The organism is Micrococcaceae bacterium Sec5.7 (genome assembly GCA_039636785.1).
Taxonomy (GTDB): Bacteria; Actinomycetota; Actinomycetes; order Actinomycetales; family Micrococcaceae; genus Arthrobacter.
In genome coordinates this window covers 1353552-1373466 of the sequence record CP144169.1, presented here as the reverse complement: position 1 = coordinate 1373466, position 19915 = coordinate 1353552, and the positions used below count along the sequence as shown (strand labels likewise).

Here is a 19915-nt window from a genome sequence, read left to right as displayed (position 1 = left end):
GGAGCCCTTGCCGGGAGAACTCCGCTAGACCTGCTGCGGGAGCAGTTTGGCGTCGTCCAGCAGCTCCTGGGCATGCGCCTGGGCCGACTCCGAGTCCTCCTGGCCGGCCAGCATTCGCGCCAGCTCTTTGACCCGTTCGGGCCCGTCCAGCAGCTGGACGTCGCTGGAGGTGAACCCTGTGGCGGTGGCACCGTCGGCGCCCCTGACGGACGTTTTGGTGACCCTGATGTGCTGATCGGCGAAGGCGGCCACCTGTGGCAGGTGGGTGACCACCAGAACCTGCACATGGCGTGCAAGCATGGCCAGCCGGCGCCCGATTTCCACGGCTGCCCGTCCGCCAACCCCGGCATCCACCTCATCAAAAACGAAAGTGGGCACCGGATCCACGGCGGCAAGAACTACCTCAATGGCCAGCATCACACGGGAAAGTTCGCCGCCGGAGGCGCCCTTCCCCAGTGGCCGGGCAGGTGCACCCGAGTGGGGCTGGAGCAGGAAAAAGATTTCATCCGCGCCGAAGGGCCCCAGCTGCCCGCCGGCTTCGATGTTGATGACCAGGGTGGCATCCGCCATGGCCAACGCTTTCAACTCTGCGCTGACCCTGGCTGAGAGGTCCTTGGCAGCCTTGGCACGGATTTTGCTGATGCTGGCGGCCTGCTTCCGGAGCTCCGTCTCTGACTGCACCACTTCAGCGTCGAGGGCGTCGATCCGGGTGGAGTCGTCCTGGAGTTCATCGAACCGCACGCGCGCCTTGTCGGCCCACACCAGCACTTCGTCGATACTGGGTGCATATTTGCGGACGAGCCTGGCCAACACGGAGCGCCGGTCCTCGATCTCGGCGAGCCGTTCCGGCCCTTCCGTGTCCAGGCCTGCCTGGTAGCTGGCCAGTTCGACAGCGATGTCGTTCAGGAGGAACCCCACCTCGGCCAGGCGTGCCGCGGCAGCGCCCAGCTCGCCATCGTGTTCGGCAACATGCTCAAGGGTCCGCTTGGCTGAATCCACCAGCGAGGTGGCATCGCCGGCATCGCCGTAGTCCTCGGCGATGATTGCCTCGTGGGCCGTGGAGGCAGCAATCCGCAGCTCCTCGATGTTGGCCAGTTTCACCGCCTCCGCCTTGAGGGTCTCGTCCTCCCCCGGCTCCGGATCCACTTCATCGATTTCCGCCAAGGCAATCTGCAGCGACTCCGCCTCACGCAGGCGGTCACGCGCAGCGCTGCGAAGCGTTTCAAGTTCAGTCTGGATAGCCTTCCAGTGCCGGAATAGCTCCTGGTATCCGCCGAGGGCCGCTGCCAGGGCTTCGCCTGCGAACTTATCCAGGGCACCCCGCTGGGCCACCGCACCCTTGAGCCGGATCTGATCCGACTGCCCATGCACCACCACCAGCGTTTCGCCGATCTCGGCGAGCACCCCCACCGGGGCGGCTCTGCCACCCAGATACGCACGGCTGCGCCCGTCAGCGCCCAGCCTGCGCGCCAGCAGCAGTTCAGCTCCGCCGGCGAACTCCTCAACCTCAGCGCCAGCCTCGCGGGCGCGTTTCACGGCGGGATGCCCGGCGTCGAGCTTTAACACAGCTTCCGCAGAGGCACTTTTGGCGCCGCTCCGGACCGCACCGGCATCGGATCTGGCGCCCAGAAGGAGCCCGACGGCGGTGACCACCATGGTTTTTCCGGCGCCGGTTTCACCGGTCACCACGCTCAGCCCCGGGCCCAGCGGTAGTGTGGCGTCCGTGATGACGCCCAGATCGCGGATTCTCAGTTCTTCAAGCATGATTCACTTTGCAGTCGTGGGATCAGTTGTCTGGCCGGGCACCGCATGTCCGGGTCCAGCGTTCCGGGGCGCGGCCGGAAGCGGCATGGGCCGGGGTGTACGGATCACCGGTACGGGTCCGGTGTGAATGACCTCCGATTGTGGAACCGGGCCCCTCCAGCCGTGAATCGGCAGCTCAAACTTACGGACCAGCCGGGCTGAAAAGGGTGTTTGATGGGTTCTGGCCAGGCGCACGGGGGTGGCTGATTTTGTCACTTCCACACGGGCCCCGGGTGGTAGATCCACGGAGCGCCGTCCGTCGCACCACAACACGCCCTGCGCGTCTGTCCTGTTCAGGATCTCCACCGCAAGCCTGGAGCGTGGTGAAACCACCAGGGGTTTGGCGAACAGGGCATGGGCGCTGATGGGGACAATGACCAGCGCCTCAACCTCCGGCCACACTACGGGCCCGCCTGCCGAGAAGGCGTAGGCCGTGGATCCGGTGGGGGTTGCGAGCACAACGCCATCACAACCGAAGGAGGTCAGCGGCCGCTCGTCCACCTCCGTGACCACCTCGAGCATCCGTTCCCGGTTGCCTTTTTCAATCGCTGCCTCGTTCAAGGCCCAGGTGTGCCAGATTTTCTGCCCGCGCACCCACACCTGGACGTCGATGGTCATCCGTTCCTCCACCGTGTAGTCACGGCGGGCAATCCACTCCACGGTCTGCGTCAGATCCGCACGTTCGCTTTCGGCCAGGAAACCCACGTGGCCCAGGTTGACGCCGAGGAGCGGAACATCCACTTCGCGGACCAGTTCGGCCGCGCGCAGGATGGTTCCGTCGCCGCCAAGAACCATCACCAGCTCCACCTCCGGCAGCTGCACATGGTCGTGGAGGATCTCCACGGGCTGGTCCAGCCGGCCGAAATGCCGCTCCATTTCGCCGAGCTCGGACTCCTGCATCACCGGCACGATCCCGAAGGCATGCAGTTGGACGCACGCATCCCAGGCAGCCCTGAGTGATTCCTCGCGGCCTGTGTGGGCAAGGACCAGTACACGCCTGCTCATCGGGTTCCGCTTTCTAGTGGTTCGGCCAGATATTTCCAAGCAACGCAGCGATGGCTGCGTCCCGCTCTTCGATCTTAGGCAAGTCTTGGGTGATCCTGCGCTTTATCCACAGGAAGTATTCGACGTTTCCGTCCTGTCCGGCCAATGGGCTGGCCGCCAGGCTGCACAGATCGAGCCCGGCATCGAGGGCAGCGTTGGCGACTTTTTCCACTGCCATCCGCCGTTCCCGTTCCGAATTCACCACGCCGGTGCGTCCCAGCCGGTCTTTCCCGATTTCAAACTGGGGCTTGACCATCAGCACCAGATCACCTCCAGGTTCGGTGCAGGCAGCAAGCGGGAAGACCACCAGGGTCAGCGAAATGAAGGACAGGTCCGCCACCGTCAGTTCGGCAATACCGCCGATGTGTTCCGGTGCCATGTAACGGACATTCAGCCCTTCGTGGACGGACACGCGCGGATCGCTTCTGAGCTGGGGAACCAGCTGTCCGTGCCCGACGTCGACCGCCACCACATGGGCCGCGCCTCGCCGCAGCAGCACCTCGGTGAATCCCCCGGTGGACGCCCCGGCGTCAAGGCATCGCTTGCCCTCTACCGCGATGCCGGGAAAGACGTCAAGGGCACCCGCAAGTTTGCGGCCTGCGCGGCTCACGTACGTGTCCTCGCCGTCGTCCTCGACAGTCAGGTCCCGGTCGTCCGGGATCTGCAGGGATGCCTTGGACAGCGACTGACCGTCAGAGCTCACCTTTCCCTCGGCAATAAGTGTTGCGGCATGCGTGCGTGATCTCGCCAGCCCGCGGCTGACGAGCGTCAGATCAAGTCTTGCCATCGTCAGGCTTCACCCGTCCGGGATCCTGTGTCTTCATTCAGTGCTTCAAGCAAGGCGTCGTGGACCTCCGTGTAGACAGCGTTATGGTCCGCCACAGGAAGCCCGGGCAATCCATCGAGCCGGCCAAGCAGAGCCGCCACGCCGGGGTCGTTGATCCAGACCCCGCGCCCGTCTGCTTCGGCGGCATTGGTGCCGGGAGACTCCGGCCATTCAACTACGGGCTGGACTTCTCCCGGGTTTTCAGTCGGCTCGGTCATGGCACCAGTCTAGTGATCCAGCCACTCAAGCCGCGGAGCCGTCGCTTCTGCAGCCTGAGGCTTGGACTGCCACCACGCTGCAAACGCAGCCCGCCAGGAGTCGAGCCGGTCCTGCCCGCCACTGATCCGGACCGAGTCCCCGCTGACCTCGGCGAAGCCGGCACCGCAGCGGAAGCCGCCGCCGTCGGGCTCCACGGACGGATACGGCAAATGGAGATCCGCGAGGGTACTGATGACGTAGTCCGGCCGTTCCGCCGTTCTGGCCGCCAGAATCGATTCCCTGGAATCGACGCCGGTCAGCACGGCAACTGTGGCAAATCCCGCGTTATTGCCACCGAGGATGTCAGTGTCCAGGCGGTCGCCCACCACCAGTGGCCGTTCAGCTGCGAGGCGTTTGGCAGCAGTGTGGAACAGCGGCGCTTCGGGCTTGCCGGCGACCAGGGGTTTCTGACCGGTGGCCGCTGCCACGGCCGCAACCAGTGTGCCGTTGCCCGGTGCGATGCCGCGTGCCTGCGGAATGGACATGTCTGTGTTGGTGGCCACCCAGAGTGCACCGGCTGCAATGACGTATGACGCCTCCGCCAGATCCTTCCAGCCGATGTCGGGGTTGAATCCCTGGACCACCGCTACAGGATCCTCCTGGGCGCTGTGCACAGGTTTCAGGCCCACCAGCTCGATTTCATGGGCCAGGGCGGGACTTCCTGTCACCAGCACATGGGCACCGGCTGGAAGCAACGAGGAAAGCAGCTCCCCCGCGGCCTGCGAAGAGCTGACAACCTGGCGGTCCTCAGCCGGTGCACCAAGCTCGCGGAGGTGCGCGGCAACCTGCGCAGGGGTGCGGGACGCATTATTGGTGACATAACCAAGCCCCACCCCGATTCCCGCAAGCTGCTGCAGGGACTCCACAGCGCCCGGAATGGCATGCGGTCCGGCGTAAACCACGCCGTCCAGGTCAGCCAACAAAGCATCAAACAGTGATATCAGTGGGACGTCGGCCATACCTGATTAGTCCTCCGAGCGTTCCGGCTGTCCGGAATCCGCATCCTCGCGGGCATGGCCGCCGGCTTCGGAGCCCTGTTCGACGGCGACGGATTCGTTGCCGTCTACGCCGTTTTCGATGTGTTCATCTTCATCGTCATCGGCTTCTGCAGAATCAACGTCTGACTCGGCGTCGTCGGACTCAAAGTAGTCCGATTCGACGTCGTCGGATCCTTTGTCAAGCAAGGGCTTCTGTGACTGGTCCGCGGACGGCGCCGCGCTCTCCACGGGCGTCTTTTCCTGAGACTTGTCAGCTTCAGGCGCAGAGTCAGCAGCAGCCCGGGCCAGGAGACGGCGTCGTTCCGCTTCCTCACGGGCTTCCTCTTCCTCGTCCCAGCCGAGGTCAACGATGTCCGGTTCTTCGTCCGCCCCGATTCCGAGTGCGTTTTCGGCCACAACGGCCTGGCGCAGCCACTTTCCGGCGTCGGCTTTGCGGCCGGCAGCCGTCAGTGCGTCTGCATAGGCACGGAACAGCCGGGGGCTGTATGAGAAGGCTCGGTTGATGTCGAGTTGGGAAATTTCGAGTTCGGCAACGGCGGCATCCAGCTGGCCGAGATCGGACCGGGCTCCTGCGGCGACGATGGCAAGCTCAACTTTTCCGGGCGCATCCAGATCCTTGGCCTCCTCGGAACGGACAACGTCGAGAGCGCGGTCCGGGCGCCCCAAGCCGCGTTCGCAGTCCGCCATGACCGGCAGGTGCGCGTTGGAACCACTGATCCGACGGTACGTGCGGAATTCCCGCAGGGCTTCGCCGTAGTGTCCGGCAGCGTAAGCCGTCAGTCCCACCGCTTCACGGACGGCAGAAAGCCTGCCGCCACGGCGGCTGGCGGCCAGAGCATGCTGGAATGCCAGCTCCGGCTCTTCATCAATCAGTCGGCCTGCCATGACCAGGTGACGGGCAACCCACTCGGCGCTGTTCTCTTCGAGGGTCTTGATCTGGTGTTGGGTGGCGCGGTCCAGCTCCTTACCCGTGACGTCGTCGTCGATCTCGGGCGAGCGTTCGCGGTCCGGGCGGTTGGCGCTGCGGAGATCACGGGCATTGGGAACGCGTGCGGGCCGCTCTTCTGCGCGGTCCCGTCCGAACTGGCGCGGGCCGGAATCACTGCGCTCATGGCTGCGCGGCGCTCTGTCCTGACGGTCGCCGAAAGGCTTGCGGCCATCTCCGCCTCCGAAGCTGCGACGCTCGCCGTCACCTTCGCGACGAGGACGGTCACCGTAAGGCTTGCGCTCACCGCCACCAAAGGATTTGTTGTCGCGGTCACCGTAAGGCTTGCGCTCACCGCCACCAAAGGTACGGCGTTCGCCGTCGCCTTCTCGGCGGGGACGATCACCAAACGGCTTACGGTCTCCTGCGCCGGGCGCACGACGCGGGCCGTCGCTTCCACCGCTGCCCCGGTTGTCCTGGGAACGGAATCCCCTGGGCTCTCCGCCGGAATTATTGGTTCCGCGGAACGAGCCGCCGTTGGAACCGCGGTCGCCGCGGGACTTGCCGGCGTCTTTTCCGCCGCGATTCCCGCCGTTGTGCTCAGCCATGATGGATTCCTCCTGTTTTGAGCTGACAGCTCGCGCAAGCGCAGCCGCTCATATCCGTATTTCGTTGTCCTACGCAACCCGAATCAAACGCTTCGAAGTCCGTACATCTCATGCAATTCTAGGCGAGACCCCTCAGCCCGACTAACGCCCTGCCCGTCAGAAGCATTGGCGTGTGAAGACTCACAGTCCGGGAGGCAACCCATGTGCCGGACGGGACGGGGACCGGAATTTGTCAAGGCGAATGAGGCCAGTGGGAGTTAGGCTGCTGCTTTTGTTTCGTTTTTCTCGGCTGGTTTGTTGATCCATGCCGTGTCGGGGATGACCAGGATTTTGGGGTCCTTCCTGGTGGCGAATCGTTCGGGGTTCCTCTGGCGTGCTGCGGCCAGGGTTTTCGAGCGCTCGACGGCTTTGCCGGCGGCAAGGCCGTAGTGGACATCTGCGGGGGTGTTCAGGCCTATTCCGGTGTGGCGATGAGTGTGGTTATACCCGTCGACGAAGGACGCAATGAAGGTCCTCGCATCGGGCAGCGAGCCGAAGCGTTCAGGGAACACGGGAGCGAACTTCAGCGTCTTGAACCACGCCTCGCTGTACGGGTTGTCATTGCTTACCCGGGGCCGAGAATGCGACCGGGTGACCTCCAAGTCAGAGAGCAATGCGGCAACCGTTTTACTCGTCATGGACGTCCCACGGTCGGCGTGGACGATCTCCGGGATGCCGTGAATGCCGAAGATCTCCTTCATCATCTCCACCGCCAGCTCCCCGGACTCATGGGCGTGGACGTAGGCTCCGACAATGTAGCGGGAGTAGATGTCGATCATGACGTAGCAATCGAGGTATTTCCCCTTCACTGGACCGGCGAGTTTGGTGATGTCCCAGGAGTAGACCTGGCCGGGCCCTGTCGCGATGAGTTCCGGAATCGTCCTGGGGGGATGGCGTGCCTGCCGGCGGCGTTCCTTGACCTGGCTGTTCTCGGCCAGAACCCGGTAGAACGTGGAGATTGAACACAAATAGATCCCCTCGTCCAGGAGCTGGGCGTAGATCTGGACCGGCGGCAGGTCCACGAATCGCTCCGAATTCACCGTGGCCAGGATCCGTGCGCGTTCGGCTGGGCTGATCTTGTTCAGTGGGGCCGAGGCGGGCATCAAATCGGTCACCGGTGTCCGGGGCTTACGGGTCGCTGTGGCCCTCGATATCCCGGCCAGGAGGGCCGCTTCCCTGGTTGGAATGTCCGCCTTTGTAAGGTCGGTATAGGCTCTGGTCAGGGTTTCTTGTACCAGGGCTGTTGTTCCGCGCTTTCGGAGATATCCTCCAAAAGCTGTCGTGCTTTTTCCATAATCGATAACGCAGCTTCCGTCCGTGCCAGCTTGCGTTCACTCACCTCCAGCTGCCGGCGTAGACGAGCGATTTCTGCTTGTTCAGCAGTGAGTTTGCCGATCGTCTCACCGGGCTTTTTGCCCTCGAGCACGCCGGCATCACGGAGCTTGCGCCACTCGGTGATCTGCGAGGAATACAGGCCCTCGCTCCGCAGGTAGGCTCCGCCGCCGGTGCCGTCATCACAGGCCTGCTGGTAGGCGTCCAGGTGGGCTAATTTTTGTGCCGGAGTGAACGACCTTCGAGGACTCGGGCCACCGGCGCGGGGGCCAGGATTACTCATGGACCCATCTTCCCGCACCGGGGAAATTGTGGAGATAGACATTAGTGATGTTCCTGATTCTCGCCCTACGAATTAGACGAAGTTGCTATGAGGTACTGGCCTCACCCAACCCTGACACGTAGGGGGACTCGCAGGGGTGGTGTTGTGTTTTGTGTTGGGTGGTTAATGTGGGAGAGCCCCCGACCTGGTGGTTGGGGGCTCTCGACCTTTTTTTAATGGTTGTCCGGCGGTGACCTACTCTCCCACACCCTCCCGGGTGCAGTACCATCGGCGCTGTGGGTCTTAGCTTCCGGGTTCGGAATGGGACCGGGCGTTTCCCCCACGCTATGACCGCCGTAACCCTTGCTCCCGTCCCGCACACCGGGGTGTGGGGTGGGAAATCTGGTGTTACAACTGTGGTGTTGTTATTCAGTTGTGGTGTTCCCTGCAACAAGCCGGTAAGGGTTTGTTGTTTGGGAACCACATAGTGGACGCAAGCAGTCTTGTTTCTTTGTACCACCCTTGGTGTGAACGTCTTTTGAAGGATCCGTTCACGGGTGGTGTGTGGTGTAAGTTATCGGCCTATTAGTACCGGTCAGCTTCACGAGTCGTTAGTCCTCGCTTCCACATCCGGCCTATCAACCCAGTGGTCTGGCTGGGGGCCTCTCACACCCGAGGGTGTATGGAAATCTCATCTCGAAGCGAGCTTCCCGCTTAGATGCTTTCAGCGGTTATCCCATCCGAACGTAGCTAATCAGCGGTGCACTTGGCAGTACAACTGACACACCAGAGGTTCGTCCGTCCCGGTCCTCTCGTACTAAGGACAGCCCTTCTCAAATTTCCTGCGCGCGCAGCGGATAGGGACCGAACTGTCTCACGACGTTCTAAACCCAGCTCGCGTACCGCTTTAATGGGCGAACAGCCCAACCCTTGGGACCTACTCCAGCCCCAGGATGCGACGAGCCGACATCGAGGTGCCAAACCATGCCGTCGATATGGACTCTTGGGCAAGATCAGCCTGTTATCCCCGAGGTACCTTTTATCCGTTGAGCGACGGCCATTCCACAATGTACCGCCGGATCACTAGTCCCGACTTTCGTCCCTGCTTGAGATGTCTCTCTCACAGTCAAGCTCCCTTGTGCACTTACACTCGACACCTGATTGCCAACCAGGCTGAGGGAACCTTTGGGCGCCTCCGTTACTTTTTAGGAGGCAACCGCCCCAGTTAAACTACCCATCAGGCACTGTCCCTGACCCGGATTACGGGCCGAAGTTAGATGTCCAAAGTGACCAGAGTGGTATTTCAACGATGACTCCACCCGAACTGGCGTCCGGGTTTCAACGTCTCCCACCTATCCTACACAAGCCACTCCGAACACCAATACCAAACTATAGTAAAGGTCTCGGGGTCTTTCCGTCCTGCTGCGCGTAACGAGCATCTTTACTCGTACTGCAATTTCGCCGAGTTTATGGTTGAGACAGCGGGGAAGTCGTTACTCCATTCGTGCAGGTCGGAACTTACCCGACAAGGAATTTCGCTACCTTAGGATGGTTATAGTTACCACCGCCGTTTACTGGGGCTTGAATTCTCAGCTTCGCCTTGCGGCTAACCGGTCCTCTTAACCTTCCAGCACCGGGCAGGAGTCAGTCCGTATACATCGTCTTGCGACTTCGCACGGACCTGTGTTTTTAGTAAACAGTCGCTTCCCCCTGGTCTCTGCGGCCCCTGCACGCTCCCCACAGCAAGTGTGGTTCACGATGGGGGCCCCCCTTCTCCCGAAGTTACGGGGGCATTTTGCCGAGTTCCTTAACCATAATTCTCTCGATCGCCTTAGTATTCTCTACCTGATCACCTGTGTCGGTTTGGGGTACGGGCGGCTAAAACCTCGCGTCGATGCTTTTCTAGGCAGCATAGGATCACTGAATCCCCCCTCACGGGAGTCCCATCGGGTCTCAGGCATCATGAACAGCGGATTTGCCTACCGTTCGCCCTACATCCTTGGACCGGGACTACCATCGCCCGGCTCAGCTACCTTCCTGCGTCACACCTGTTAATACGCTTACCTCCCAGGATCAGGTCCCGCGCTCCACCAAAACCCGCACACCCCGAAGGGCGATTGGGCAGGTCTCGGGCAGTTAGTATCCCCTGTTCAGCATGGACGGTTTTTCGCCGGTACGGGAATATCAACCCGTTGTCCATCGACTACGCCTGTCGGCCTCGCCTTAGGTCCCGACTTACCCAGGGCAGATTAGCTTGACCCTGGAACCCTTGATCATTCGGCGGACGGGTTTCTCACCCGTCTTTCGCTACTCATGCCTGCATTCTCACTCGTGTAGGCTCCACCGCTGGTTTACACCGCGACTTCACTGCCCACACGACGCTCCCCTACCACTCCAGACGCCTGAACCAGAAGAACAAGTCTCCGGCTTAGCTAATATCTGAAATCCACAACTTCGGCGGTGTACTTGAGCCCCGCTACATTGTCGGCGCGGAATCACTTGACCAGTGAGCTATTACGCACTCTTTTAAGGATGGCTGCTTCTAAGCCAACCTCCTGGTTGTCTTCGCAACTCCACATCCTTTCCCACTTAGCACACGCTTAGGGGCCTTAGTTGGTGGTCTGGGCTGTTTCCCTCTCGACTATGAAGCTTATCCCCCACAGTCTCACTGCTGCGCTCTCACTTACCGGCATTCGGAGTTTGGCTGACGTCAGTAACCTTGTAGGGCCCATTAGCCATCCAGTAGCTCTACCTCCGGTAAGAAACACGCAACGCTGCACCTAAATGCATTTCGGGGAGAACCAGCTATCACGAAGTTTGATTGGCCTTTCACCCCTACCCACAGCTCATCCCCTCCATTTTCAACTGAAGTGGGTTCGGTCCTCCACGACGTCTTACCGTCGCTTCAACCTGGCCATGGGTAGATCACTTCGCTTCGGGTCTAGATCACGCCACTGCAACGCCCTGTTCAGACTCGCTTTCGCTACGGCTTCCCCACACGGGTTAACCTCGCGACGTAACACTAACTCGCAGGCTCATTCTTCAAAAGGCACGCCGTCACCAGAATCAGACTGGCTCCGACGGATTGTAAGCACACGGTTTCAGGTACTGTTTCACTCCCCTCCCGGGGTACTTTTCACCTTTCCCTCACGGTACTGGTCCGCTATGGGTCATTAGGGAGTATTTAGGCTTATCAGGTGGTCCTGACAGATTCGCACGGGATTTCTCGGGCCCCGTGCTACTTGGGATACTTCCCAGGCGGTACACAACATTTCGGTTACGGGGCTCACACCCTCTCTGGCCGGCCTTTCAAGACCGTTCACCTATGCCTGTACTACTCACCTCACTGTCCCGGCAGAGACAGAACGGAAAGTCCCACAACCCCGACCATGCAACGCCCGCCGGCTATCACACATGGAACGGTTTAGCCTGATCCGCGTTCGCTCGCCACTACTGACGGAATCACTGTTGTTTTCTCTTCCTGCGGGTACTGAGATGTTTCACTTCCCCGCGTTCCCCCCACGCACCCTATGTGTTCAGATGCGGGTCACCAGATCACTCGCGCGCCTGGCGGGGTTTCCCCATTCGGACACCCTGGGATCACAGTCCGGTTATCGACTCCCCCAGGCTTATCGCAGATTCCTACGTCCTTCTTCGGCTCCTAATGCCAAGGCATCCACCGTGTGCTCTTAAAAACTTGACCACAAAAGATCAAAAAAACTAATTCACGAGAGAACCACAGAAACCACCCACACACACCATCCCGAAAGACAGCACACGCACGGACAGATCCAGGTTCATATTCTTGGAAATTGCTTCTTATAAAAGATGCTCGCGTCCACTATGTAGTTCTCAAACAACAACCCCAAACCACACACCCCACACACAACCCCCGAAGGAGAACCACGTGCGTGATCGATGCAGCCAGGAAACCAGAAACAAACAAAACCCGCGGACACGGCAAAAGCCATGAACCCGCGGCCCTGTTGCCTCAGGACCCAACAGTGTGCCAAACACTAAACCACCCACTCACCCCCGCACCGTTCCAGGCACCCTCCCGAAGGAAAACACCGTACTAAGCACCGGAGAAAACCGGCAGCCGCTATTCGCTGATATTCCACCCATGAGCACCCGCCGCGGAACAATCGTCCGCGAAACGGGCTGTACTCCTGACAACCCCCGCCCCCCGCATACACGGAAAACAGGACATTGTAGGTGCTCCTTAGAAAGGAGGTGATCCAGCCGCACCTTCCGGTACGGCTACCTTGTTACGACTTAGTCCCAATCGCCAGTCCCACCTTCGACAGCTCCCTCCCACAAGGGGTTAGGCCACCGGCTTCGGGTGTTACCAACTTTCGTGACTTGACGGGCGGTGTGTACAAGGCCCGGGAACGTATTCACCGCAGCGTTGCTGATCTGCGATTACTAGCGACTCCGACTTCATGGGGTCGAGTTGCAGACCCCAATCCGAACTGAGACCGGCTTTTTGGGATTAGCTCCACCTCACAGTATCGCAACCCTTTGTACCGGCCATTGTAGCATGCGTGAAGCCCAAGACATAAGGGGCATGATGATTTGACGTCGTCCCCACCTTCCTCCGAGTTGACCCCGGCAGTCTCCTATGAGTCCCCGCCATAACGCGCTGGCAACATAGAACGAGGGTTGCGCTCGTTGCGGGACTTAACCCAACATCTCACGACACGAGCTGACGACAACCATGCACCACCTGTGAACCGGCCTCAAAGAGGGGAGCACATCTCTGCGCTTTTCCAGTCCATGTCAAGCCTTGGTAAGGTTCTTCGCGTTGCATCGAATTAATCCGCATGCTCCGCCGCTTGTGCGGGCCCCCGTCAATTCCTTTGAGTTTTAGCCTTGCGGCCGTACTCCCCAGGCGGGGCACTTAATGCGTTAGCTACGGCGCGGAAAACGTGGAATGTCCCCCACACCTAGTGCCCAACGTTTACGGCATGGACTACCAGGGTATCTAATCCTGTTCGCTCCCCATGCTTTCGCTCCTCAGCGTCAGTTAATGCCCAGAGACCTGCCTTCGCCATCGGTGTTCCTCCTGATATCTGCGCATTTCACCGCTACACCAGGAATTCCAGTCTCCCCTACATCACTCTAGTCTGCCCGTACCCACCGCAGATCCGGAGTTGAGCCCCGGACTTTCACGGCAGACGCGACAAACCGCCTACGAGCTCTTTACGCCCAATAATTCCGGATAACGCTTGCGCCCTACGTATTACCGCGGCTGCTGGCACGTAGTTAGCCGGCGCTTCTTCTGCAGGTACCGTCACTTTCGCTTCTTCCCTACTGAAAGAGGTTTACAACCCGAAGGCCGTCATCCCTCACGCGGCGTCGCTGCATCAGGCTTGCGCCCATTGTGCAATATTCCCCACTGCTGCCTCCCGTAGGAGTCTGGGCCGTGTCTCAGTCCCAGTGTGGCCGGTCACCCTCTCAGGCCGGCTACCCGTCGTCGCCTTGGTGAGCCATTACCTCACCAACAAGCTGATAGGCCGCGAGTCCATCCAAAACCACAATAAAGCTTTCCACCCCCCGCCATGCGGCAAGGAGTCATATCCGGTATTAGACCCGGTTTCCCAGGCTTATCCCAGAGTTAAGGGCAGGTTACTCACGTGTTACTCACCCGTTCGCCACTAAAACCCCCAGCAAGCTGGGGATCATCGTTCGACTTGCATGTGTTAAGCACGCCGCCAGCGTTCATCCTGAGCCAGGATCAAACTCTCCGTTGAAGTAAAACAAAAACAGACACAACCAACACCCCCGGGAAAACGGGACGTGAAGGCCGCACAAAATTTGAAACCAGCTGTAAAAACCAGACCCCAACCACGGGGTGGCAGGATCCGGCAAATTCAACCAATTCATATAAAATAAACCGGTATCAACAAACTTGGCACACTATTGAGTTCTCAAACAACAGACACATTCGAATAATTCTCGAAACAAATTCATAAACAATGAATTCTTTTGTTTCGCATTTCTTCGCTGCGATGTTTATAGCTTATTTCATTCATATTCACTTTGCAAATCCGGGTTATTTTCCCGATATTCACCTGGTGGAATGAATCCGCCCATCAGAAGTTGAAGCTTTTCTTCATTCATGCAAGCAGCACAGCTGCTTTGCACACATGACGAATTGCTTCTCAATTGAAGGGGGTTGTCGCCACTCAGCGGCGGCGACTCAGAAGACATTACACGCTCCCCCGCAGCCGTGCAAATCGGCCGCGAAGGAGCGTGTAAACAGCCCGTAACCGAAGGTCAGGGTGCTGAAACCTCAACGGTTGCCAGGTTCTTTTTGCCCCTCCGCAACAGGAGGTACCGGCCATGCAGCAGCTCCTCCACAGGAATCACCGCGTCCGGATCTGACACCTTGGCGTTGTTCACGTAGGCACCGCCTTCACCGATTGTCCGGCGGGCCGCGGACTTGCTGTCTGAAAGGCCTGTTGCCACGAGCAGATCAATAATGCCCATGCCTTCGGCGGCTATCCGCGCCGAAGGAAGCTCGGCGGTGGCAGCTTCCAGCGTCTGCTCGTCCAGAACCGACAGGTCACCGTTACCGAACAGGGCAGCGGAAGCGGCGATTACTTTTTCGGTGGCATCCACGCCGTGAACAAGGGACGTGACTTCGAAAGCAAGTCTCCGCTGCCCGTCACGGGCGAACGGACGTTCTGCGATGGAAACTTCCAACGCCTCAATCTCGGCCCTGCTCAGGAAAGTGAAGATCTTCAGCCGGTCAGCGACGTCGGCATCTGCCGTGTTGAGCCAGAACTGGTAGAAGGCGTAGGGGCTGCACATTTCCGGATCAAGCCAGATCGCATTGCCTTCGCTCTTTCCGAACTTGGTTCCGTCAGAGTTGGTGATGAGCGGTGTGCCCAGGGCGTGGACAATTCTGCCCTCCACCTTGCGGATGAGCTCGGTGCCACTGGTCAGGTTGCCCCACTGGTCAGATCCGCCGGTCTGCAGGACGCAGCCGTAGTCGCGGTTGAGCTGGAGATAGTCCATGCCCTGCAGGATCTGGTAACTGAACTCCGTGTAGCTGATGCCTTCGTCCGAGCTGAGACGTGATGCCACGGCATCCTTGCGGAGCATCGTGCCGATGCGGAAGTGCTTGCCGATCTCGCGCAGGAAGTCGATGGCGCTCAGCGGGGCGGTCCAGTCAAGATTGTTGACCATGCGTGCGGCGTTGTCGCCCTCGAAACTGAGGAACCGGCGGACCTGGGCCTGCAGGTAGCCAACCCACTCGGACACAGTGTCCTTCGTGTTCAGGGTGCGCTCCGCCGTCGGACGAGGGTCACCGATCAACCCGGTGGACCCCCCCACCAGCCCCAAAGGCTTGTGCCCCGCAAGCTGCAGCCGCCGCATAAGCAGCAGCTGCACGAGGTTGCCAAGGTGGAGGCTCGGGGCGGTGGGGTCGAAGCCGCAGTAATAGGTCACCGGATCTCCGGCGAGGAGTTTCTCCAGTTCCGTCTCATCGGTGGAAACGTGGACAAGACCGCGCCACTTAAGCTCCTGCCAGATATTGGCAAAGCCCGGATCGTTCTGTTGGGACTCGAGATTAGTTAGGTGTGACACGTGATCTAAGTTAGCAGGATTGGCGGGGCGGAGGCGTCGGATTACCCGACTGCCCGCCCCGCCGGGACTCAGCGTTCGATGCCTGCCGGGACTCCGGCAGCCGCGATCAGCCGCAGCCGCTGGGTGGGCCGCGTCATGGCAACGTAGAGATCTCCGACCCGTCCGTGCTTGTGGTTCAGCATCATGGAAGGCTCAAGCACCACGACGCCGTCGAATTCCAGGCCCTTGGCTTCCCGCGGGCTGATGACTACAACGTCCTGTTCGTAGCTTCCGGCGCCGGTGCCGACGCGCCGTCCGTAAACCGCGCGCAAAGCGGCGGTGGCTTCCGGCAGGAGCTGGCCGTCGGCAATTACTGCCAGCAAACCGCCGTCGAGCGCTGCAAGCTCCTCCGGAAGCACTTCCACGAGCCGGCTGACGATGCTGCCCGGCTGCACACGGTCAATAACCGGGGACCAGCGGCCTTCGCGGACAGCCTTGGGCACTGAAACCACGAGGCCCGCTGCGTTCGCCATCCGGGCGGCGGCCTCGGCGATCTGGGACGGTGTGCGGTAGTTGACCGTCAGCTCTTCGAGCTGCCAGCGGTCGCCGAACATCGGCGCCAGGGCACTCTGCCAGGAATTGGCGCCGGAAACGGAACTGGTCTGCGCAATGTCCCCCACGATGGTGAACGATTTCAGCGGGCAGCGGCGAACCAGGAGCCGCCACTGCATGGGCGAAAGCTCCTGGGCCTCGTCCACCACGATGTGCCCGAAGGCCCAGGTGCGGTCGCTTGTGGCGCGCTCGGCTGCCGTCAGCCTGGCCTCGCGTTCCTGGTTCTGGTCCACCAGTTCCTCGGCGGTCACCAGGACGTCCACGCCTGCTGTTTCCATATTGACCAGAGTCTGCTTTGCATTCGCGATGTCGCGTGCGCGGTCATGTTCCTGCTGGGCCAGACCGCGGCCGGCAGCCGGATCCAATTCGCCAAGGAGCTCGGCTGCTTCGTCCAGCAACGGAACATCAGCTTCGGTCCACGGGGCGTCCGCGGGACGAAGCAGCAAGGCACGCTCCTCCAAAGTGAGCTTGGGGGTGCAGGCCTCCAGGACTGACTGTTTGCTGAGCAGCTCGCTGATCAGCTTCTCCGGGGTCAAGGGCATCCAGCACAAATTCAGTGCAATGCGGACGTCGCGGGACGTGCGGACGTCCTCAGCAAGATAGGAGCGGTCCGCATTGTTGCCGATGCTGCCGGCCTCCACGAGCTCCGTCATCTGCTCAGTCAGCTCGCGGAGCAGGATCTTGACGAAAGTCACGCGCGACTCGTTGTGCGGTTTGCCCGTGGAACGCGCCCGTTCGCGTGCCCGGCGGACCTGCCGCGGGGTGAGGACCAGCCGGCGTCCGTCGACGTCCAGGATCCGGTCTTCCAGGGGAATCCGCTGACGGTGGGCAACCGCGTTGGCCACCACGCCAGCCATGTCCAGGCGGCCCTTGATGGCGGCCACGGTGGAATCCGGCTCTGCCACAGCGTTGATGCCGGGCATCAGCCTGCCGACGCTCGCCATCACCACGCCGGTTTCACCAAGCGAAGGCAATACCCGTTCGATGTACTTCATAAAGGACGACGACGGGCCCACCAGCAGCACGCCGGCGGACTTGAGCCGGTCACGGTGCGTGTACAGCAGGTACGCCGCGCGGTGCAGGGCAACGGCCGTTTTTCCCGTGCCTGGACCACCCTGGACCACAACGGCCCCGGAAATGGAGGACCGGATGATGCGGTCCTGCTCCGACTGGATGGTGCCGACAATGTCCGACATCCTCCCGGTGCGTTTGGAATTCAGCGCTGCGAGCAATGCGCCCTCGCCCTGCAGTGAAGCGTTGTCTGCCAGCATGTCGGCATCCAGGACGTCGTCCTCGATGGCCTTGACCTCGCGGCCCTGCAGAATCAGGTGCCGGCGGCGGCGGACGCCCTGCCGGTCAAACGCGGTGGCCTGGTAAAAGTGTCCGGCTTCAGGCGCGCGCCAGTCCACCATAAGCCGCTGCAGGTCCTCGGTGGTGAGGCCGATGCGGCCGATGTACTGGGCTTCACCGGAGTCAAGATCCAGCCGGCCAAACACAAGGCGGTCGTCGACGGCGTCGAGTTGCGCCAATCGGTCCTCGTACAGCGCCGCAAAAGCGTCACGTTCCGAGACGTTCTGCATGGTACCCACAGCACCGGCGCGCCGCACCTGGGCCAGCTGCGTGCGTTTTTCGTCGCGCAACTCGTCAAGCCGTGCGTACAAACCGGCAACATAGTCGCGTTCCTGGGCCAAATCGGCGTCGTGCATCAAAACGTTCCCCTATCGCAAAAGACAGACCGTCCATTCTACAACCATTTCCGTAAACGCGTTGAAACTTCAGTAACGCGGAAACCGGTCGCGGCTGACCACCGGTCAGAGGCGGAGGAGCGACCTGACGCGGTGCCCGGTCAATGCTGAGCGACCGCGCAGCTCACCGAGTTCCATCACGACTCCCACGCCCGCCACGTGGACCCCGCATCGCTCGAACAGCCGCGTGGCAGCGCCGAGCGTTCCCCCCGTTGCCAGGACGTCGTCAAGGATCAGCACCCGGCTTCCGGCCGGCACATCGGTCGTATGCAGCTCAAGCGAGGCTGTGCCGTATTCCAGGGCATAGTCCTCTGAATAGACCTCCCGGGGCAGCTTGCCTGCCTTCCGGACGGTTATCACTCCGGTGCCGGTGGCATAGGCGGCGGCCGAGGCCAGTAGGAAACCGCGGGCTTCGATACCTGCAACGGCGTCGAACTGGCCTTTGAACGGCTCCGCCAGCGCGTCAACAACGGCCCGGAAAGCCACCGCATCGGCGAAAACGGGGCTCAGGTCCTTAAAGACGATCCCGGGTCTGGGGTGATCCGGGACCGTGGCGCAGAGGCTGGTGATCAGCTCATCCACAGACGCGGTTCTTTTGACTTGGCCTGGCTCGCTTTGATTCACCCGTCCACCCTACTGGGTGGCACCAAAGCCTTGTTCCACCGCCCGCTCACGAATGTTCATTCTTAAAACCGCGACTACCCATTTCCAGACGCCGCCAGTGGTTCCTTTCCCGGCTGGACGATCCGTCCGCATTCCCCTTTGCCGTCACGGACCAGCGCACAGGTGCGCTGCTTGGAACCACGTCGCTCTATGACTATCTGCCCCAGCAGCAGCGGGTTGAGACAGGCGGCACGTTCTACGGCCGTCAGTTCTGGGGCAGCCACGTGAACCCCGCCAGCAAGCACATGCTGCTGGCATACGCCTTTGATGTCCTGTCCGTCCACCGGGTTGGTTTCCGCTGCGATGCCCGGAATGTCCGAAGCGCCGCAGCGATCGAACGGCTCGGCGCGCAGTTTGAGGGGGTGCTGCTCGGACACCGCGGTGCCCCCGACGGCGGCCGTTCCGACACCGCGGTCTTCTCGATCCTGCGGCACGAATGGCCGGTGCTCAGGGAACGCCTTCAGCAGCGGCTCGCCCCGTTCGCCCTGCCGCAGGACTACGCCGGGCGCGCCGTCGCGGCCTTGTAATTGGAAACCGTTGGATCGCCGCTGATCCAGAAACGCCACGGGTATTGGTCCGAACCGCCGGCGCCCGCCACCCCGACTCTCGGACCGGAGCTGGTGTCCAGGGCGGGACGCGGCGGCAGCTCGAGGTTGAATGGGGCTTCCAGGGCGTCCCGGCCACTGTCCGCCGTCGTCAGTCCCATTGCCGTGGCGAGTCTCGCGGGCCCCCTGGCAAGATCCCTGGCTGATTTCGATGTCGGCCGCCTGGCAAGCGCCAGCTGGTGGCCAGCAATGACTTCGCCGGCCCGCAGCAAAACGGCTGATGCTACGCCGCCGGGACCGCAGACGATGTTGGCGCAATAGTGCATCCCGTAGGTGAAGTACACGTACAGGTGACCTGCGGGCCCGAACATCGGGGCGTTACGGGGAGTGGGGCCGCGAAATGTATGGGACCCGGGGTCCGGATGCCGGGAATCCCCGGGGCCCAGATATGCCTCAACTTCCGTGATGCGGACGGACACTGTTCCGTCCGGCGAATCGTGGGTCAGGGTTGATCCCAGAAGCAACGGGGCAACCTTACGGGCGTCTCCGGACAGCAGCTCGCGCAAAGTGACCCGCGGTTCGACGGAATGGCTGCCCGTGCTCATGCTCCGACTTTACCGAATGCCGCTCACGGCCATGTCCGATTTCCGCTAGCAGGGGGTTCCGGAAGCTGGCAGGATGGA

The 19915-nt window shown here is 61.2% G+C and carries 13 protein-coding genes and 3 rRNA genes; 1 reads left to right on the top strand and 15 read right to left on the bottom strand.

Annotation, left to right across the window (positions count from 1 at the left end; genetic code table 11):
- Positions 1 to 24: 24 nt before the first annotated feature.
- The 14 genes from recN to V3C33_06455 all read right to left on the bottom strand — a co-directional run bounded on the left by recN (position 25) and on the right by V3C33_06455 (position 18648).
- Positions 25 to 1764 carry a DNA repair protein RecN gene (gene recN / locus V3C33_06520; GenBank protein ID XAS68922.1) on the bottom strand — a complete coding sequence of 580 codons (1740 nt, stop codon included), beginning with the start codon at positions 1762 to 1764 and terminating at the stop codon, positions 25 to 27.
- Positions 1765 to 1767: 3 nt separating this feature from the next.
- On the bottom strand, positions 1768 to 2808 hold the full coding sequence (locus V3C33_06515) for an NAD kinase (protein XAS68921.1): 1041 nt from the start codon (positions 2806 to 2808) through the stop codon (positions 1768 to 1770).
- A 13-nt stretch (positions 2809 to 2821) separates the two neighbouring features.
- Complete coding sequence (locus V3C33_06510) at positions 2822 to 3634, bottom strand: TlyA family RNA methyltransferase (protein ID XAS68920.1); 813 nt, start codon at positions 3632 to 3634, stop codon at positions 2822 to 2824.
- Between the two features lie 2 nt (positions 3635 to 3636).
- On the bottom strand, positions 3637 to 3891 hold the full coding sequence (locus V3C33_06505) for a hypothetical protein (protein ID XAS68919.1): 255 nt from the start codon (positions 3889 to 3891) through the stop codon (positions 3637 to 3639).
- 9 nt (positions 3892 to 3900) lie between these two features.
- Positions 3901 to 4890, bottom strand: coding sequence for an HAD-IIA family hydrolase (locus V3C33_06500; GenBank protein XAS68918.1), 990 nt, complete (start codon positions 4888 to 4890; stop codon positions 3901 to 3903).
- A 6-nt stretch (positions 4891 to 4896) separates the two neighbouring features.
- The gene (locus V3C33_06495; GenBank protein XAS68917.1) at positions 4897 to 6462 is read right to left on the bottom strand and encodes a hypothetical protein; all 1566 of its coding nucleotides are present in this window, start codon (positions 6460 to 6462) and stop codon (positions 4897 to 4899) included.
- A 257-nt stretch (positions 6463 to 6719) separates the two neighbouring features.
- Positions 6720 to 8116, bottom strand: a protein-coding gene (locus V3C33_06490; protein XAS69670.1) for an IS3 family transposase whose coding sequence is annotated in 2 segments (ribosomal slippage) — positions 6720 to 7738 and positions 7738 to 8116 — 1398 coding nt in all. Because the reading frame shifts where the segments join, the coding sequence is not laid out codon by codon here.
- Positions 8117 to 8337: 221 nt separating this feature from the next.
- Positions 8338 to 8454, bottom strand: a 5S ribosomal RNA gene (gene rrf / locus V3C33_06485).
- Between the two features lie 205 nt (positions 8455 to 8659).
- Positions 8660 to 11798, bottom strand: a 23S ribosomal RNA gene (locus V3C33_06480).
- Between the two features lie 523 nt (positions 11799 to 12321).
- Positions 12322 to 13848, bottom strand: a 16S ribosomal RNA gene (locus tag V3C33_06475).
- Together the 16S, 23S and 5S rRNA genes form the textbook arrangement of a ribosomal RNA operon.
- 274 nt (positions 13849 to 14122) lie before the next feature.
- On the bottom strand, positions 14123 to 14308 hold the full coding sequence (locus tag V3C33_06470) for a hypothetical protein (GenBank protein XAS68916.1): 186 nt from the start codon (positions 14306 to 14308) through the stop codon (positions 14123 to 14125).
- Between the two features lie 66 nt (positions 14309 to 14374).
- The gene (gene tyrS, locus V3C33_06465; protein XAS68915.1) at positions 14375 to 15688 is read right to left on the bottom strand and encodes a tyrosine--tRNA ligase; all 1314 of its coding nucleotides are present in this window, start codon (positions 15686 to 15688) and stop codon (positions 14375 to 14377) included.
- A gap of 68 nt (positions 15689 to 15756) precedes the next feature.
- A complete protein-coding gene (locus V3C33_06460) occupies positions 15757 to 17985 on the bottom strand; it encodes an AAA family ATPase (protein XAS68914.1) in 2229 nt (742 codons plus the stop codon).
- 105 nt (positions 17986 to 18090) lie between these two features.
- Positions 18091 to 18648 (bottom strand): adenine phosphoribosyltransferase, encoded by a 558-nt coding sequence (locus tag V3C33_06455; protein ID XAS68913.1) that lies wholly within the window; start codon positions 18646 to 18648, stop codon positions 18091 to 18093.
- Between V3C33_06455 and V3C33_06450 the strand changes: the two genes are divergently transcribed.
- Entirely contained in the window at positions 18630 to 19214 is a 585-nt protein-coding gene (locus V3C33_06450; protein ID XAS69669.1) for a GNAT family protein, read from the top strand. The two genes, V3C33_06455 and V3C33_06450, sit on opposite strands and share 19 nt — an antisense overlap.
- Here V3C33_06450 and V3C33_06445 read toward each other — a convergent pair.
- Positions 19184 to 19837 (bottom strand): DNA-3-methyladenine glycosylase, encoded by a 654-nt coding sequence (locus V3C33_06445; GenBank protein ID XAS68912.1) that lies wholly within the window; start codon positions 19835 to 19837, stop codon positions 19184 to 19186. The genes V3C33_06450 and V3C33_06445 overlap by 31 nt on opposite strands.
- Positions 19838 to 19915: the final 78 nt, after the last annotated feature.

What these genes read in the sequence shown, in the direction of transcription:
- recN (XAS68922.1), bottom strand. Translation starts at nt 1,764, where the DNA reads ATGCTTGAAGAACTGAGAATCCGCGATCTGGGCGTCATCACGGACGCC.
- V3C33_06515 (XAS68921.1), bottom strand. Translation starts at nt 2,808, where the DNA reads ATGAGCAGGCGTGTACTGGTCCTTGCCCACACAGGCCGCGAGGAATCA.
- V3C33_06510 (XAS68920.1), bottom strand. Translation starts at nt 3,634, where the DNA reads ATGGCAAGACTTGATCTGACGCTCGTCAGCCGCGGGCTGGCGAGATCA.
- V3C33_06505 (XAS68919.1), bottom strand. Translation starts at nt 3,891, where the DNA reads ATGACCGAGCCGACTGAAAACCCGGGAGAAGTCCAGCCCGTAGTTGAA.
- V3C33_06500 (XAS68918.1), bottom strand. Translation starts at nt 4,890, where the DNA reads ATGGCCGACGTCCCACTGATATCACTGTTTGATGCTTTGTTGGCTGAC.
- V3C33_06495 (XAS68917.1), bottom strand. Translation starts at nt 6,462, where the DNA reads ATGGCTGAGCACAACGGCGGGAATCGCGGCGGAAAAGACGCCGGCAAG.
- V3C33_06470 (XAS68916.1), bottom strand. Translation starts at nt 14,308, where the DNA reads ATGTCTTCTGAGTCGCCGCCGCTGAGTGGCGACAACCCCCTTCAATTG.
- V3C33_06460 (XAS68914.1), bottom strand. Translation starts at nt 17,985, where the DNA reads ATGCACGACGCCGATTTGGCCCAGGAACGCGACTATGTTGCCGGTTTG.
- V3C33_06445 (XAS68912.1), bottom strand. Translation starts at nt 19,837, where the DNA reads ATGAGCACGGGCAGCCATTCCGTCGAACCGCGGGTCACTTTGCGCGAG.